This window comes from Saccharothrix obliqua (genome assembly GCF_019375475.1).
Classification (GTDB): domain Bacteria; phylum Actinomycetota; class Actinomycetes; order Mycobacteriales; family Pseudonocardiaceae; genus Actinosynnema; species Actinosynnema obliqua.
Genome location: NZ_JAHXGQ010000019.1, coordinates 32,586 through 49,259 on the forward strand (window position 1 = coordinate 32,586; position 16,674 = coordinate 49,259).

General features: G+C 68.2%; 10 protein-coding genes and 1 pseudogene. 8 read left to right on the forward strand and 3 right to left on the reverse strand.

Features of this window, described 5'->3' with window-relative positions; genetic code table 11:
• The first annotated feature begins 636 nt into the window (after positions 1-636).
• A complete protein-coding gene (locus tag KZQ38_RS34510) occupies positions 637-897 on the forward strand; it encodes a hypothetical protein (RefSeq protein WP_219448227.1) in 261 nt (86 codons plus the stop codon).
• A 395-nt stretch (positions 898-1,292) separates the two neighbouring features.
• Here the strand turns inward: KZQ38_RS34510 and KZQ38_RS34515 are convergent, their stop codons facing one another.
• Positions 1,293-1,733 carry a hypothetical protein gene (locus KZQ38_RS34515; protein WP_219448228.1) on the reverse strand — a complete coding sequence of 147 codons (441 nt, stop codon included), beginning with the start codon at positions 1,731-1,733 and terminating at the stop codon, positions 1,293-1,295.
• Positions 1,734-2,219: 486 nt separating this feature from the next.
• Here KZQ38_RS34515 and KZQ38_RS34520 point away from each other — a divergent pair, with 486 nt between their 5' ends.
• From KZQ38_RS34520 to KZQ38_RS37575, 3 genes and pseudogenes are all read left to right on the forward strand, one after another.
• Complete coding sequence (locus KZQ38_RS34520) at positions 2,220-2,612, forward strand: hypothetical protein (RefSeq protein ID WP_219448229.1); 393 nt, start codon at positions 2,220-2,222, stop codon at positions 2,610-2,612.
• A 552-nt stretch (positions 2,613-3,164) separates the two neighbouring features.
• Positions 3,165-3,410 (forward strand): helix-turn-helix domain-containing protein, encoded by a 246-nt coding sequence (locus KZQ38_RS34525; RefSeq protein ID WP_219448230.1) that lies wholly within the window; start codon positions 3,165-3,167, stop codon positions 3,408-3,410.
• Positions 3,411-4,173: 763 nt separating this feature from the next.
• Positions 4,174-4,862 (forward strand): annotated as a pseudogene (locus tag KZQ38_RS37575) (nSTAND1 domain-containing NTPase); the annotation flags it as partial.
• Here KZQ38_RS37575 and KZQ38_RS34530 read toward each other — a convergent pair.
• Positions 4,746-5,027 (reverse strand): hypothetical protein, encoded by a 282-nt coding sequence (locus KZQ38_RS34530; RefSeq protein ID WP_219448231.1) that lies wholly within the window; start codon positions 5,025-5,027, stop codon positions 4,746-4,748. The pseudogene KZQ38_RS37575 and the gene KZQ38_RS34530 overlap by 117 nt on opposite strands.
• Positions 5,028-5,081: 54 nt before the next feature.
• Between KZQ38_RS34530 and KZQ38_RS34535 the strand changes: the two genes are divergently transcribed.
• Positions 5,082-7,304, forward strand: coding sequence for a WD40 repeat domain-containing protein (locus KZQ38_RS34535; protein ID WP_219448232.1), 2,223 nt, complete (start codon positions 5,082-5,084; stop codon positions 7,302-7,304).
• A 228-nt stretch (positions 7,305-7,532) separates the two neighbouring features.
• Here the strand turns inward: KZQ38_RS34535 and KZQ38_RS34540 are convergent, their stop codons facing one another.
• Positions 7,533-8,183, reverse strand: a complete 651-nt coding sequence (locus KZQ38_RS34540; protein WP_219448233.1) for a 2'-5' RNA ligase family protein — start codon at positions 8,181-8,183, stop codon at positions 7,533-7,535.
• Between the two features lie 3,421 nt (positions 8,184-11,604).
• Between KZQ38_RS34540 and cas3 the strand changes: the two genes are divergently transcribed.
• Genes cas3 through casB form a run of 3 tightly spaced genes read left to right on the forward strand, consistent with a single transcriptional unit; the run spans position 11,605 to position 16,656 of the window.
• Positions 11,605-14,331 (forward strand): CRISPR-associated helicase Cas3', encoded by a 2,727-nt coding sequence (cas3, locus tag KZQ38_RS34545; RefSeq protein ID WP_308258735.1) that lies wholly within the window; start codon positions 11,605-11,607, stop codon positions 14,329-14,331.
• Positions 14,318-15,982: a type I-E CRISPR-associated protein Cse1/CasA gene (gene casA, locus KZQ38_RS34550; RefSeq protein WP_219448235.1), complete on the forward strand. Its 1,665-nt coding sequence runs from the start codon at positions 14,318-14,320 to the stop codon at positions 15,980-15,982. Before cas3 ends, casA begins: the two co-directional genes overlap by 14 nt.
• Positions 15,979-16,656, forward strand: coding sequence for a type I-E CRISPR-associated protein Cse2/CasB (gene casB / locus KZQ38_RS34555; protein ID WP_308258734.1), 678 nt, complete (start codon positions 15,979-15,981; stop codon positions 16,654-16,656). Before casA ends, casB begins: the two co-directional genes overlap by 4 nt.
• Positions 16,657-16,674: the final 18 nt, after the last annotated feature.

The following is a 16,674-nucleotide window of genomic DNA, read 5'->3' on the forward strand; positions in this document are numbered from 1 at the left end:
GGCCACAGGCCGGGAGGGCGAAGCGCGACACCCGCGGACTCACGACAAGCCTCACTCGGGACACGACGGGCCGACGGCCCCGGAACACGACCGGACGATGCTGCGTATTCGGGGTCCCGTGGTGACTACAGGGACCCCTGGACGTTGTCGCCATCGAGTTCGAGGAGTGGGACTCGGAGCAGTCGGACACCACTCGCACGGCACTGGGCGAGTTGCCTGCGATCTCGACGGCCGGCTGACCCGATCGTGGACCTGGTGTCGCTGCCATGCTGACCGCCATGACCACGCCGATGCCGCTACTGCTGTCCCATGTTCCCGACCTCGACCAGGCCGTCGAGGCGGTCACCGGTCTGCACGCCGAGCACGCCCGACTACTCGAACGCATCACCGCGGCCGAGGACGACTACATGCGGAGGATCGCCGCAGCGCACAAGGCGGGACAACTGGACTGGCGGGGCCTGGCCGCCGCCTACGACCAGGTGCGCGAGTGGAGCAGGAACAACGGCCTCGGGTCCTTCGTGGAGCGCTGGACCGGCCCACATCGATTACGACCGCAACGCCCTCACCCGCTTCGCCAGGGCGGTGCCCAACGGCGAGGACGGCAGGAGTTGGACCGGGAACACCGGGTGGGCCGGCATGGAGGAGGCCAAGGACCTGCCGCCGCGCCGCCTCGCGGTCGGGTTCGCGCTGATTGGCAACGGCGGCGTGCCCGTCCACATCGGCTTCACCCAGCAGTTCCGCAACCGCGTGAAGTCCCTGCACCGCGAGGGGCTGGTGTGGGAGTCCTGGGTGGCACACCTGTGCGACGACCGCCAGAGCGCCGTCGAGGTCCGCCGCGATCTGATCAAGAAGTACGGCGAGCCGAACGTGGCGGCCCAAGAGCCCGCGGTGGGGTAGGCGCAACGCGTGGACGGTCGTCGGGACATGATTACGTCCCGCCCGGCACCGCGACCGGAACAACCACGGTGCGCGGGGTGACAAGCGCCTTGACGGTCAAGATCAGACAGGAGTACGGACACGGAGATCCTGGAACCGGCTGACACCACCTACGACGGCTAAGTCGGCGCGGCGGACGCGGACGACAGCGTCATCATCGGCAGCGCCTCCATGCCCTGACCAAGTCATCCGTTCAGGTAGTCCCACACCCTGTGGGACAGATCCTGGCCAGTGCGTTCTTAGCATCGCGGCATGAAGTGGATGGTGGTCACCGCCCTGGATGTAGCAGCCGTGGGCGTCGTGGCGTGGCTGGCAGTGCGGGTCCGGCTGGGTGAGCTGTGACGGGCGAGTATCTGCTACATCGCGCGCTCGACGCCTTCGCCGGTGCCGGCTATCCGGTCTTCACCTACGGCGCAGGGCCTGGTCGACTCGCTGACCCGGGGTAGTGCCGAACGATGGCGCAGACCCGCGCGCTCGCCGCCGAGGCGGGACTTCCGGCCGGTGTAGTGCACACGATCATGGAGCGCGTCGACCATGCCGCCGTTCACGGCGGAACGCTCGACGACCTCCTCGGTTACCTCAACGCCCGCCGGGCCGACGGCCGCGACGACTGGTCCGGCGAACCGGTGCTGCTCATCGCCGCAGCGGCCTGTCCGGAACTCTCCGCCGCGCCCGACCGTTCGACCGAGCCCGCCGTGCCTGTGCTGAAAGCGCCTGCTCGGTGCGCACGTCCGGCGGTGTGGTCGATGGGTCGTCGGGAACGGACGCGGGCCGGTCGTGATGAGGATGCCGGTCATGACGTGCAGTACGGCGCGGGTGGTGTTGGTGGGTCCCCTGGCACGGGGACCCACCGCGCGCGGGTGCTCGTCCGGCCTGGAGGAGAGGTACCCGGTCGGTGTCGGCGGCTCGCGGCCACCGGACCGACGGGGCAACTGTGGGCCTACAACCGTCGGATAACCACATCACGAATCGGCATTTTGGGACAGCTTCTCACCACCCTGACTAGGGCGAACTGTCGCCGACCTGGAAGGGCTAGCCACTAAAGCCGGTGTTCGTGTGTGATGCGCAACACTACGGCCGGTTCGCTTTTGGGACGCCTCCGATTAGGAGTAGCAGTCATGGCCGCTGGATCATGTTGTTGTCGGGCTCCTTCCGGCGGTCGCTTCGCTGAGGCGGGATGGCACTCCCGCCGTACGGCGCATACGACCCCTTTCCCGGAGCTGGTGTACACGACAGCTCGTCCGGCCTGGACGACCCGTTACCGACTGAGAGGTTCAGCATCGATGATGCAGTTCAACATGCGCGCGTACGCGGGCTTCGGGCGCCGCTGCGGGTGCGCACCCGACAGTGCCCGCCTGCGCACCAACGGTGTGGTGTGCGTGCTCGTGATCGTGGTGTGGGTGGTGCTGCAGAACATGGGTGTGGACCCGTTCGCGGCCCTGGGCATGGTCAGCGCGGCTGGCTGGGTGACCGCGGGCCTGGTCCCCAGTCTGCTGGGGACCGCCCAGCCAACGGCCATGCTCCAGGCACCCTCCGCGTCGCGGATCCGGGCGATGGGGTTCCGGGCGCCGCTGTCCCGCTTCCCGGTGCCCGAGGCGAGCACCAATCCGGCGCGCCGTTCGCGGGTACTCCCGCAGCCGCGCAGGATGGGCCTGCGACGGGCCGGGCGCGGCTGACCCGCTGATGACCGCGGCGCCGATTCCGTCGCCCCGGCAGCACGCACCCCGGAGGGCCGTCACCACCGTGGCGGCCTTCCGGGCAGAACTGCTGGCGCTGTGCAACCGAGGGGGCCACCCTCTCACGGTCGCGGAGATGTTCCGGCGCACCGGACGTCCCACGGCGTTGTTCGACCACTTCCTGCTCGGTGGGGAAACCCTGCCCGACTGGCACACCGTGCAGGCCGTCCTCACCGCCGCCCGCGAAACCTCCCCAGAAGCCACCTGGGCGTGGAAACGCCGCTGGAGCGCCCTGCGGCGGGAGAACACCGCTCGGGCCGGTGTCCTGGCTCACCGATACCGCCGTCGCCGCACACGACCGTCTCGCGACTACGCCCAGTACACCGACGCCGGCACCTACGCCACTGACGCTCCCACCCCCTGGGCGCTCTTCCCCCGGCCCCCCACACCGTCCTCGATACCTCGCCTACAGCCGGGACCACTCCCAAAGGCTCCGACACACCACTCAACAACGCAGTCAAGGCCACCACCGCGCAGGGCTACATCGCAGCCTTGCGGCAACTGCACCAGCAGCAGAACCTGTCCTACCGCGACGTCGCCCGCAATAGCGGCGACGAACTGGGCAAGTCCGGTGTCGGCCGCATCGTCACCGGCAACCGGTTGCCGGCCAAGAAGTCCACTCTGACCGCCTACCTGAACGGCTGCGGCGTTACCAACCCCATCGAACGGCAGCTGTGGATCAACAAGTGGACCCAGCTGCGCAACACAGCACCACGCTCACCGGCCCTGCTCCTGTAAGCCCGGTTCCGCCTGAACCGACCCAGGCCCGGCGGCTGCTGCCGCGCTGGCTGGTACCCGCCACGACCACCCTGATCAACGTGCCGGACGAGATCCTGCAGTACAGCTTGATCCAACGACATCGACAGCAGCCCCGACCCGACCCGATGGGGTCACGCCCGTACCGCGCCGGAGCTGGGAGGCGATTTCTGCACGCCTTCACCGCCACGGTCCAGGACCTACACCATTTCGTTCCACCACAGTCAGCCACGATCGTTCGCTACAACGAGTGAGCTACATATCCAACACCCGCCACACGTCCACACCGCAGCCGACCGTCCGTTGCAGGGCTGTAGCGTATGGGTCCCATAAGGGTCTGGTGTCGCGCGGCCACGAAGCGCTCGTGGCCGCGCGACATCCAGGCTGCGGTCCGGGCTCACAAGGCCGGTCAGCCTTCGGTGACTCCAAGGGCACGGGCCAGCTCCGCAACTGGGCGCGGACAGCAAACTCGTCGGCCGCCCGCGCTCGTTCCCTTCGACACCAGCCCGTTCCACGGTTCGTAGACCGCGTCGAGATCGACCTCCGGAGCGAAGGTCTCGCGGGAACAGGGCGCATCACCACCTCGACGCCCGCGGAGACGATCCGGCCACCGGATCGAAGGTAAGGACGTCGGGACCAGGGGCAGGGTGGCTTGGAGCATCCGTTCGCGGACGATCTGCTGTCGGTGCTGCGTCCGGTCGCCGTGCCCGGTGCGGTGCTCGTGGTGGATCAGTTCGAGGAGGTCGTGACCACTGACCCTGCCGCTGCGGGTCAGGTGATGCGCCTGCTGGACGAGTTGACCGCCGCACCGGACGGGCCGCGGGTCGTGCTCACATTGCGCGCGGGATCCCTGGACGAGCTGCTGGGCACCGGTGGTGTGCCGGGGCTGGACGACGCGACGATGTTCCCCGAACCCCTGCGCGGCGGTCGATTGCGGCAGGCTGTGGAGCGGCCGATGGCACTCACGCCCGGTGTGTCCTACCAGGATGGTGTGGTCGACCGGGTGCTCGCCGACGCGCAGGCCGGGGCGGGTCTGCTGCCGTCGGTCGAGTTCGCCCTCACGGAACTGTGGGAGACGAGGCAGGCGGGACTGCTCACCCTGCGGGGTACGACGCGCTCGGCGGGGTCACGGGTGCGTTGGCCGGTCACGCGGAGCGGTTTCACGCCGGTCTCGACCCGACCGAACGGAAACCGGTGCGGCGGTTGCTGGCGCGCCTGGCCCGACCGACCGACGACGGCTTCGCTTCGCGCCCCATCCGGGTGGAGGAGGTACCCGAGGAGTTGCACCGGGTGGTGGACGTGCTGCTGGGGGCACGGCTACTGGTCGTACGCGAGGGGCCGGGCCAGCCGCAGGTGCTCGCGCTCGCCCACGAAGCGCTGCTGCACAACTGGCGGACCCTGCGTGGCTGGCTGGAGGCCGACCGCGAGTTCCTGGCGTGGCACACCCAGGTGCGCGACCAGGCGGGCCAGTGGGAACGCGGTGGCCGCGACCGGAGCCTGGTGCCGCGCGGGGTACAGCTCACCGCGGCACGGCAGTGGCTGGACCGGCGCCCGGACGATGTGGGCCGGCTCGAACGCGACTACGTGGCCGCGGGACACGCCGCGCAGCGCCGGTCGACTCGGAGGTGGCAGGCCGTGACGGCGTCGCTGGCCGTGCTGGTGACGGTGTCCGGTCTGCTCACCGCGCGCACCGTCTCGGCCAACCAGGAATTGGACGCGACCGTGCGGCGGCAGGGCGCCCAACTGTTGTACGACCTCGCCGAACGAGAGGCCGGGGTTTCGCCGATGAGCGCGGTGCAGTTCGCGCTGGCGTCCTGGCGGCACGACCAGGCGGTGGGCTACGGCGCGCTGCTGCGCCAGCACGCCGTGTTCCACGACGTCGCCGAGGTCGACATCGACCGGTACGCCGAGCCGATGGACGTGGTGGCCACCACTCCGACCGGCCATGTCGCCGTGTCCGCTACAGCAGCCGGTGCGCTCACCGCGTGGCGCGACCCGTGGGGCGACACGCCGGAGTCGTGGTCACTGGGCACAGTCAAACAACTGAAAGCCATCCGCGTCAGCGACGACGGCACCAAAGCCGCGACGATCGACACGTCGGCCTCGATCCGCGTGTGGGACCTGGTGGCACGCCGGGAGCCGGTCCTTGTGCGCCCACCCTCGCCGGAGTCCGACTTGACCCCGTTGGATTACGCCACGATGGAGATCTCCCCCTCGGGACGGCACGTGGTCCTAGCCAACGACACCGGTGACGGCTCTCTGGTGGAGGTGTGGGACGTGGCGCGGCGGTCCCGGCTTACAGGTTTCGCGCAACCGCCGGGTGACGTGAGCGGTGTCGCGGCGATCGACGACGAAAGCGGCACGGTGGCGTTGTTAGAGGCGACCACCAGCGGGTCGATGTACGTGGTGAGGCGACTCGATACCGGTGCCGAGGTCCGCATGACCAAGGGACCCAAGCAGAACGAGGGCACCGCCCGCCAAGGACGCATGGCGCTGAGGTGCGAGGGTGACGTGCTCACCGGACGGGACATGTTCACCGGCGAGGAGGTGTTCCACCACACCGTGGGCGCCTGCGCCTCGGTCGCAACAGACCTCACCGGCGAGTTCCTGGGGGTCAGCCCGGCTGGCGAGTCGGGCAGCTTCAGCTCGGTGACTTACTTCGACCCGCGCAACGGCCGGGCCTACCAGTCTTCGACCCCCAACTCCGCCTTGACCGCGGCTCAGAATTCCGCCCCGAGCGGCGGCGCTGTCGTGCTGCGGTCGGAGGACGGCACCCCCGTCATCCTTCACATGCGGGGCACTGCGGTGGTGCGGATGAAGCCACCGCGCCCGATCGAAGAGGCCGGTGGCCATAGCGTTGACTTCTCTGGTCACGCCGATCCGGCCAACCCGACCTACAGCGCGGACGGTTCGTTGATGGCCGTGGTGGATGGACCGAGGGTGTCTTTGTACGACACCCGCACCCGTCGCCGGGTGGTCACCGCGGAGGGGAGGCACCGGAGCTACAAGGCGTTCCTGGCGTTCACCCCGGACAACGCACGCCTGCTGACCTTCGACGACGAAAACCTGCTAATGCTCGACACCCGTGACCTGGCCGAGTCGCGCCGCATTCCCCTGCCCCGGCCCCCGCAACTCGCGGGGCAGAAGAATCACCTCTGGATACGCACGGTAGCCGTCGCCGACGACCACACGGCCGTCACCCTGTTCGCGGGTCTGCTGACCCGGTGGAACCTCGACAACGGCGCCGCGATCGGCGAACCTCTCCCGGTCGCCACCACCGCGCGAGACCTGGCTCTGGCCGCGGACAAGAGCACCGTCCTGGGCACTCCCGACCGCGACCGCGTCCTGGTCAACGTTCCAGAAGGCCAGCGGTGGTGGAACCTGCGAAGCCGCACCGGCGGTGACCTGGTCGCCCCCGAGCCCAACTCGCAAATGATCGGCGCTGCGCTCAGCGGCACGCGACTGACCATCCAGTACATGTCCGGCCGCGCGTACGTGCACGACCTGGTGTCCGGTGTCACTTCCAAGCCGCTTCCACTCACCGCGCACGTGACACCCATCGGGTTCACCCCGGACGGGAAGCTCGTCGGCAAGCGGGCCAAAGACTCGCTATTCGGCGGAGACGGGGAACTGATCGAGGTGTGGGATCCGAAGGACTCCGTACGGCTCGGCGAGTTCCGCCTACCCAACGGCTCCACGAGTCCCAAGATGATCGGGTCCCGCCTGGTCGCGGTGAACAAGTACGGCTTCATGTGGATCGACCTCGACCCGGCCGACTGGTTCCGGTCCCTCTGCGACGCCGCCGGCCGCGACTACACGGCGTTCGAGCGCGATCGACTGCCCCAGGGCACAGACCACGGCAATCCCTGTTCGTAAGACCAATGCACTGGCGTAACCGAAGGCGGCGAGTGCTGCGGCGTCGTCGGACACGTGCTCTCCCAGTGGCTGGAGATGCGGAGAACATAGCGCAGGCCAGCGACCTGGTTGCTGGCCGGATCCGGTCAACGGGTTGAGCAGCAGACGGGCGCGTCCGGGTCGAGACACCCAGCCAGGTGGACAAGCGGCGTGCCGCCGCTCCCTACAGGTGGAAGCGACAGCCCGGCCCTACTCGATGGGTTTGTTGGCCTGGCTCGGTCCTAGAAGCACGGTCGCCACGTCGGTCCACTCGTAGGCTTTGTGGTCCCGGTTGGGGTTGATCAGCGATACCGAAGAGACGACGACCTCGCCGGTGTGCCCGCCATGCGCGTCGAGCGCTCGGGCGACCGGTTTCATGGGACCCGCGGTGTTCGAGTAGCCGAGACTGACGTGCGCGCGGAACCCGGCTTCGGCTTCGGGGACGTTGTCGGTTCCCCGGACGTCGCCGATTGCGGCGCGGATGGCCAGGCGCAGGTCCGCCAGCGGCCGCAGGGGGCGGGCGGGCATCTGGATGCTCTCGGGGTCGACGTGCGCGGGTCCGATGGTGACGGTGATCGGTTCGAGTTCGGCGCAACGCTCGCGGGCGGCGTCGACGATGAGGTCGATGTCGTGGAGGTCGACTTCTTCGGTGAAGCCGATGCCCGGGAGCGTCAGGTGCAGCCACCGGACCGGAATCGGATCGATCTGGGGAAGCGCGGCCAGCACGGGGGCGTAGTCGTCGACGAGGCGCTGCGTGCCGGGTTGGTCGGCGAAGGTGATGTGCCAGGTGTAGAACGACCTGCCGGTCTCCCAGCCGGGCCTCCACCACCAGTGGTCGCACATGCGGTCCGACTCGGTCACGCGGTCAACTCCTTGGTCACGGTGTCGCCGCGGAAGTCGGTGACGGCATCGAGGATCCGCCTGGTGATCGTGTTTCCGGGTCCGTCGGTTTCCGCCGCTCGTGCGTCGACTTCGGAGACGCGCCGCACCAGCGGTCGGACCCGTTGGTCGGCAGGGGTGTCCAATACACAGGTTGTAGTGCGTCCTCGGCCGCAGTGGGGTCACCGAGAACCAGGTGCGCTTTGACATGTTGGAGGCGGGCCATGCGTTCGGAGCCCTGGTTGCGGTGCTCCTCGGGGGTCACCTCGAAGGTCGCCACCGCCCGGTCGGCGAGCGCCAACGCGTCACCGGCCCGGCCCAACGCCAGTTCGGCGTCCGACCACAACGACCCGGCGCGGTCCACCGAGCACGTCAGTGGTCCACTCAGCTCGTCCTCGACGCGCCCGGTGGTCTCCGCGCTCCGTCGCGCGCGGGCCAGTGCGGTTCCGGCGCCCCCGCACGTCGCCGGCGCGGGCCAGGTCCAGCGCGAGCGAACTGGACAGGAAGAGAGTCGCGGTGCCGCTACCGGTGTAACGGAGACCGTCGACCGCGTAGCGGCCGGCGGTCTCGTAGTCGCTTTGCCAGAACGCCGTGGTGTGGTTTTCCCTGCGAGCGGGGATGCTCCGATCATGCCTGAGGGCGAGACGGGCCTGCTCGTGGCTTCTCCGCGCGAGCGGGAATGGTCCTGCGGCGTGCTGCCAGCTCCAGGCGCGGCGCAGGTCTTCCCCGCGCAAGCAGGGATGGTCCAATCATCGGTGTGCAGCCGTGGCTGCTGGCTTCATGGTCCCACGCGCGAGCAGGGGCGGTCCGTGGAAGGGTGACGAGGACGGCTACCTCCCTGAGTCCTCCCCACGTGAGCAGGGATGGCCCCCGCTGCTGGTTTTGGAGAGCTGCGCGATTGAGTGGGTGGGGGGGTGGTCCGAGCAGCGGCGGGGATGGGATGCCGCAGGCGGGGCGCTTCCCACGTGAGCAGGGTGTCGGCCCAGCCAACTCCTCGTAGGTTCCGACGTACTCGGCCCGACGCGTGACTGGTCGCTCACCAGGCCGCGCAGTATCGGGAGCTGATCGACGATCAGACAGACCAGAGTTCCAGGAGTATCGACACCGTCTTGGAGCACCCTTGCGCCCATGCTCTAGGGAGGACTCGCAGGTCAGCTACCCGTTCGGGTTGGTCAGGTACACCGGCATGCCGTCCACGCGTCCCGACGTACTACGGTAGGCCAGGTCGCACTACTACATCATCGCAGTAATACATGTTTGGGATGATGTGCCGGTGCGGCTCGGCGGACGTGCCGAGGATCGCAGTCCCCGGCACGCCGTCTACCGATCCCGGTCGCCGAATAGTGCTATCAGAAGTCTGGCGATCGGGGCAGAGAGCCCAGCAAGGGCTCCGAGTCGGTCGGATGTGAGGATCCGCCTGACTCGGTATTGCAGCTCCCTGCCGCGTCGTGCGTTGTGCCGTCGCGGCAGGGTGCAGCGACGGTCCTTGCGTCTCTTACGTCGACGTTTGCCCAACAACCACCTCCGAGCCGGCTGGACATGGGCATGTCGGGTGCCGGCATTTCGACCCGACCGGTCAGGGACGGGAGGGACGAGTTGAGCTGTCGACGTTGTGCTGTGACTGGCTCGCCGCAGCACGGGATTAATGTATCCGGCCCCAGGCTGACACTTTCAGGTGACCGCCCAATCACGAGACCACCCCGCGTGCGTAAGGCCGTCCGGACGGTAGCTATTCGTTTCAGTCACAGAACCACTCGAATGAGTATTTCCGCTCCACGATAGAGCCATACGTGGTTACGGCGGGTAAGAGCCGCTGGCACGACCTCGGCAACGAGGATCCCCGTGAGCCACTGCCTGCACCGCAGTCATCACCGGCGAGCGCGACGCGGCGCCCCGGTCGAGGATTCACTGGCCAATTCCGAGCCACACTGGATGTTCGAACGACGTCCCGACCTCTGGACGCGGACCTCGCCGGAGCGCGCCAACCGTCTCGGTGTCGTGTCCCGACAACGAGTGCCTCACCGGTCGTGTAGATCGACGCGGAACGCTCTTGAGCCGGTGAAGTACCTGATCAAGAGGCATCCTGCCCGCACAGGAGGGGATGGTCCGGTGTTGGCTTGGCCGTGAACGGCAACCCAAACGTCTCACCCCGTGTGGGCGAGCGGCCCCAGCCAGGCCATACTATTGCGGATGTCGGCCCTGTTTCCCCGCGCGAGCGGGGGTGGTCCGAGCTATGAATGCCGGAGGATCGACTCGCGCAAGTCTTCCCCGCGCAAGCGGGGGTAATCCCACCCCTGGGTCTCGCCCGAGCTACTGGAACTGGCCAGCCAGCGGTTGGGCAACAGGAATCGTGGTTCAATGCACCACGGCTTGGCGGCGGCGCAATCTTCGAACGCGGTAGCGGTGCCCGGTGCTCCAGTACAGGCTTCGTGCGACCACCCCCCTCCTGCTGCGCAGCATGGTGAAGCACGATGGGTCGCAGAAGCGTTGCCCGCTGTCCACCAGCAGGTCGAGGGTTCCGCGGTCGGGTCGAGCACGGTGACGGTGTGCCGCTGCGAACCCGGGACCAATGGGAGGCGTCAGCCGGTGCTGTCCGCGCGGGTGCCACCACAGGCTGCCCGGCGATCAGGTTTCGCGTGAAGTCTGGATCATCGGCACGGTCAACGGCGAGTGCGGTTCGCCCCACTGGATGTCGGCGACATCGGTGGGACACCGGCCGGTCCGCCGGATGGGCTGGCGAGGGTGTCACACGACGACATCAGGAGGCCCTCTGGTCTACGCATCCCAGATCCCTCACCTATCTCAGCCTAAAGCAGACAATTGAACCACTCAATGAATTTCCTCGGACATCTATCACCCGATCAAAGTGTTCCGGTTCAATGGTTTCAGAACGAGGCACGGCGAGCGCCTCCCAGAGATGGAGATACCGACATTAACAATCACCCCAGACCGGAACCCTGTGGACCTATTACGCACATACAAGCGCCTCGACGACATCCAAGTCCATACGGGTGTTCACAATATCGTTCGACGGGCGAGAACGCCTCGAACGTCGGCCGGGTTCGGTTTCGACGGACGCGAGTTTTCGCGGACGAATGGTCACGCAAGGAGGTCATGACGCCCGGACACTGTCGACGTTGCCCGCTATCAGTCGCGAGTCGCAAGTGACCGACAAACAGGCATATCGGCGATATCGCCTCCTCGCTCGGCGACAGCCGATACCGTCGACGAACGCCCATCCTTATTTATGCGGTTTCAAGCGGTACCACTACTGCTCCGAACGGGTGCCTTCAGGGCGTGTCGGTATAGCGTCTTACGGCCGTGCCAGTACCCTCTTCGTGCCCTACAGGCAGACCGCCGTTTACAGGAAGGAGTCGTGGTCGTGAAGATCGACTGGCGCTGTGTGTGGGCGAAGTCGGTCCACGATCGCCGGAGTCGTGTGTTGACGCACTGGCTGCCCTTACAGCAGCACCTGGATGACGCTGCGGCGGTCGCCGGACGTCTGGTCGATGAGTGGTTGTCGCCTCAGGTGCTCGATCGGATCGGGCGGGATCTTCCCGATGGTCATGACGGTGTCCGAGCTTTGAGCTGTTGGCTTGCCGGAGTGCATGACGTCGGCAAGGCAAGTCCTGCTTTTGTGGTCCAGGTTCCGGAGCTCGTGGTCCGGATGCGGGATGCCGGCCTGGTGAACTGGTCGGTTCCGCCTCATGGTGAACGTGGGCTGGTACGGCACGAACTGGTCAGTCACCTGGCGGTCCGCGGTTTCCTGGCCGACAGATTCGGCTCTGCCAGGCTTCCGATCGTCGAGCAGTTGGCGAGTGTGGTAGGTAGTCACCATGGCGTGCCGGCTGAGCGGCTCGCGCTACGCAAGGTCGGCGCTGAGCGTGAGTTGGTCGGCGAGGGTGTGTGGGAGCGGGCCCGGTTGTTCTTCCTGGAGCGGGCTTCGACGGGTCTTCAGTGGGAGCGGTATCGCGGGGTCCGGTTGAGCAGGCCCAGTCAGGTGCTGCTGGCCTCGATCGTGGTCCTGGCCGACTGGATCGCGTCCAATGCCGACCTGTTCCCGCTGCTGGAGGCGCACGAACCGCCGAGGGACTTCGACCTGGCGTCCCGGCTGGAGGACGGCTGGCGGAAGTTGGGGCTTCCCACGCGGTGGCGTCCGCGACGGATCGGGTCGGATGTCGATGCCGCCTTCCGCGCCCGGTTCAACGCCGAGGCCGTCGGTGCACGTCCGGTGCAGGTCGCCGCGGTGGAGATGGCGGCGGGTATAGCCGAACCCGGGTTGATGATCATCGAAGCGCCGATGGGGGCGGGCAAGACCGAGGCCGCGTTGTTGGCCGCGGAGGAGCTGGCCGCCCGGTTCGGTGCCGACGGGGTCTTCATCGCTCTGCCGACGCAGGCGACCACCGATGCGATGTTCGGGCGGGTCCACAAGTGGGTGAAGGCGCTGCCGGGGCGCGAGGGCGCGGTGAGCGTGATGCTGGCCCACGGCAAGGCGTCGTTGAACGACGAGTTCGTCGGTCTGGTTCGGCGGGGACCGTTCGCGCCCACGGGCGAGCAGGACGAGACGCCGGCTGTGGCGCATTACTGGCTGCGTGGCCGGAAGAAGGCTGTGCTGGCGTCCTTCGTCATCGGCACGATCGACCAGGTGCTGTTCGCCGGGTTGAAGAGCCGCCACCTGATGCTGCGTCACCTCGGTTTGGCGGGCAAAGTCGTGGTGATCGACGAGGTGCACGCCTACGACGTGTACATGTCGCAGTACCTGCACCGTGTGCTGCACTGGCTGGGCGCCTACCGGGTGCCTGTGGTGCTGTTGTCGGCGACTCTGCCCGCCGAACGTCGGGCCGAGCTGCTGGCCGCCTACGACGGCGGAACCCACGAGGTCCAGCGCGATCTCCGCTATCCGGTGATCAGCACGTCGGGTGACGGGCCGGTTCGGGAGCTGCCGCTGCCGAAGCCCGGGACGAGCGTGGTGCTGGACCGGCTGCCCGACGACCTGGACACGCTGGTGGCATACCTGGACAAGCACCTGGCGGAGGGTGGGTGCGCGGTCGTGGTGCGCAACTCGGTCAAGCGGGTGCAGCAGGCCGCTGATCGGCTGGTGGAGCACTTCGGCGAGGACAACGTCACCGTCAACCACGCGCGGTTCCTGGCCTGTGACCGGGCGGAGATCGACAGGAAGCTGCTGGACATGTTCGGGCCGAAGGGCGAGCGGCCCGGTCTGCACATCGTGGTCGCCTCCCAGGTGGTCGAGCAGTCCTTGGACGTGGACTTCGACCTGATGGTCACCGACCTCGCGCCGATGGACCTGGTGTTGCAGCGGCTGGGCCGGTTGCACCGGCACCAACGGACCCGCCCCGACCCGGTGACTCAGGCGCGGTGCGCGCTGGTCGGAGTCGACGACTGGGCCGCCGAGCCGGTTCGGGCCGTGCCGCAGTCGCGAGGTGTCTACGGTGATCACCTGCTGTTGCGCTCCGCGGCGCTGCTGGCCGACGCCGACCGTGATGTGCTGGAGTTGCCGGACGACATCGCACCGCTGGTGCGGCGCGCCTACGACACCGCCCCGCTCGGTCCCGCATCGTGGCGGTCGGCGATGGTCGACGCCGCCGCCAAGGCCGCTGGTGAGGCGGTGAAGCGGGTGGACGCGGCTCGGGCGTTCCTGCTCGACGAGGTCGGCTCGGACACGCTGTCGTTGATCGGCTGGGTGTGGGCCGGGGTCGGCGACACCGACGACACCCCGCAGGGTGCGGCGCAGGTCCGCGACGGCGAGGAGTCGTTGGAGGTCCTGGTGGTGCAGGGTGCCGGCGCGCGAGGACTGCGAACCCCCGACTGGATCGGCAAGGACGGCGGGATGTCGATCCCCACCGACCGGGACATCGGCGAGGCACAGGCCCGGGTGATCGCGGCGTGCACGCTGCGGTTGCCGCGGGCGATGAGCAAGGCGAGCGTCGGGCTCGACGTGGTCGAGGCCCTGAAGCCGAACCACGTTCCCGGCTTCACCTCCTCGCCGTTGCTGCGCGACCGACCTGTGCTGGTGCTCGACGACAAGGGCAAGGCCGTGATCCGGCACGGCAGGACGCACTTCGAACTGACCTACGACCTGCGCAAGGGACTGGTGCATGACACACGATGAGCCGGGGTCGTTCAACCTGGTCGACCAGCCGTGGCTGATCGCACGCACGGTGGACGGTGACCGGGTCGACCTGTCGTTGGCCGAGGTGTTCCGACGCGCCCATGAGCTGACGGGCCTGCTCGGTGACGTGCCTACGCAGGTGTTCGCGTTGACGCGGCTGCTGCTGGCGGTGCTGCACCAGGCGGTGGAAGGGCCGCGCGATAAGCAGCACTGGGCGCAACTCTGGGAGGACGAGGACGAGAACTTCGCCACCGAGGCGTTGAAATACCTGGAGCGGCATCGTCACCGCTTCGACCTGCTCAACCCGGAGGCGCCGTTCCTCCAGGTCGCGGGGCTTCGCACCAAGAAGGGCGAGGTGTCGGAACTCAACAAGCTGATCGCCGACATCCCCAACGGCCACCCGTTCTTCACTACCCGGCTCGGTGATCGGGTGTCGTTGTCCTTCGCCGAGGCGGCCCGGTGGGTGGTGCACTGCCACGCCTACGACCCGTCCGGGATCAAGTCCGGTGCGGTGGACGACGACCGGGTCCGCAACGGCAAGGGCTATCCGATCGGCACCGGCTGGGCCGGCTACCTCGGCGGCGTGTTGCCCGAAGGAGCCACGCTGCGGGAGACGCTGCTGCTCAATCTCATCCCCGACGAGTCGGAGACGATGCCCCGCTCGCACACGATCGACCTGCCGGTGTGGGAACGCGACCCGCTCGGTCCCGCGGAGAGCGATCTGCTGCACCGCCCCACCGGGCCGGTAGACCTCTACACCTGGCAGAGCCGCCGCCTGCGCCTGGTGCGCGAGGGCGACAAGGTGACCGGCGTGCTGATTTGCAACGGTGACCGCATCACGCCGCAGAACCGCAACCGTGTCGAGCCGCACACCGGATGGCGACGCAGCAAAGCCCAGGAGAAGAAGCTGGGCGAATCCCGGGTCTACATGCCACGCGAGCACGAACCGCAGAAGGCGGTGTGGCGGGGTCTGCAATCGATGCTTCCGGGCGCGGTGGCCTCCCAAGACCGTGACGCCGCACCGTTCCTGGCACCGCGGGTACTGGAATGGATCGCCGAGGCCGAGGACTTCCTCGACGCCGATCTGCTAGTGCGGGTGCGCACCATCGGCATGACCTACGGTGCCCAGAGCGCGACAACCACCGACATCGTCGACGACGCGCTGTCCCTGCGGGTGGCGCTGCTGCGCCGCCAGGACACGCGACTGGCCGACATGGCGGTGCGTTGTGTGCAAGTCGCCGAGAAAGCCGCTCAAGCCCTCGGCAAGCTCGCCGAGAACCTGGCCGCCGCGTCCGGCGCGGGCCAGGACGAACGCGAAGGACCACGCAGCAGGGCCATCGAACTGGCCTACGCCGAACTCGACCAGCCGTTTCGCACCTGGCTGCGCGGCATCGGCCCGGACACCGACGTGCGGGGCGCGGAGACCGACTGGCACCTGACCGCGAACCGGATCGTGCGGGACCTGGGATCGGAGCTGCTGCGGCAGGCTCCGATGAAGGCGTGGTCGGGCCGGGTCGTGAAGGGCCAGCTGGTCACCTCGGCACACGCGGACCGGTGGTTCCGACGCGCGCTGCGCCTGGCGTTGCGCTACGCGTACCCGGACACCGGTGATGGTGATTCCGATACGGGAGAGGACAAGGTCGCGTCGTGACCGTCGTGGATGAGCAGCCTGCCGCTGCGCCGAAGCAGCCGAACCAGGCGAGGTGGGTCGAGCTGACCGAGGTCGGCCAGGAGGTGCACACTCGCATCCTGTCGTTGCAGGAAGGTGTGCTGGCCAACCGGTCGGCGGCGGTGGCCGCGCTGGCGCGGCTGCGGCGCGGTGTCGGCAAGCCCGCGGGCAGCGTGAACGAGATCCTCCAGTACACCGTGTCGGAGAAGTTCGCCGGCCCTGGTGCCGGTGACGCCCCAACCGCGGCGGAGACCGCCGCGCACGTGGCGCTGACCCTGTACGCGGTGCACCAGCAGTCCCAGCGTCAGCGGATGCACCAGCGCGGCTACGGCCTAGGCCGCGCGGTGCGGCTGCTGCACCCCGACGACTTCGGCGCCGTCGTACCGCCGGTGCTGCGCCGGTTCCAGACCCTGGGCACCGCCCAGAGCCTGGACGAGCTGGTGCACCACCTGCGCGGCATGGTGCAACTGCTGCGAGGCCAGGCCATCCCGCTGGACTACGCGCTGCTGGCCGACGAACTGATCCTCTGGCAGCGCCGCGGCGGCGCGTCGACCGTGCGCCTGCGCTGGGGACGCGAGTTCTACCGCACCCCCGCCTCCACCGGTGACACCGCCGAAGGCCAGGCCGACACCGGCCAGGCAACCGACTCCGAGTGACCCTCCTCTTCCCGTCTT